At 43.2% G+C, this 400-nt stretch carries 2 tRNA genes and 1 rRNA gene; all 3 read left to right on the top strand.

The window, feature by feature from the left end:
* Window positions 1-93, top strand: a 5S ribosomal RNA gene (rrf, locus tag GTZ96_RS18185); the annotation flags it as partial.
* Window positions 94-191: 98 nt separating this feature from the next.
* A tRNA-Phe gene (locus GTZ96_RS18180) sits at window positions 192-264 on the top strand.
* A gap of 12 nt (window positions 265-276) precedes the next feature.
* Window positions 277-362: transfer RNA gene (locus GTZ96_RS18175), tRNA-Leu, on the top strand.
* The last annotated feature ends 38 nt before the right edge of the window (window positions 363-400 follow it).

Genomic DNA, 400 nt, shown 5'->3' with positions numbered 1-400 from the left:
CGGGGCTCACCTCTTCCCATCCCGAACAGAGTAGTTAAGCCCGCCTGCGCAGATGGTACTGCAGTTTTGTGGGAGAGTATGTCGTCGCCTTTCTTTAATCTGAAGTTATTTCAGATTCTAAAACCCTTCCCGATGAATCGGGAGGGGTTTTTTTATTCTTATTTTATTTATGTAATATAAGTAGAATAAAAGGTACCTTAGCTCAGATGGTAGAGCAATGGACTGAAAATCCATGTGTCCCTGGTTCGATCCCTGGAGGTACCACATAATATAAATGCTCGGATGGTGAAATTGGTAGACACGCTGGACTTAAAATCCAGTGAACAGCAATGTTCGTGCGGGTTCAAGTCCCGCTCTGAGTACTAAAAGCTTCAATTGGCTATGCTGATTGAAGCTTTTT

It is taken from the genome of Flavobacterium undicola (genome assembly GCF_009909155.2).
Lineage (GTDB): Bacteria > Bacteroidota > Bacteroidia > Flavobacteriales > Flavobacteriaceae > Flavobacterium > Flavobacterium undicola.
This window is presented reverse-complemented; position numbering and strand designations above follow the sequence as displayed.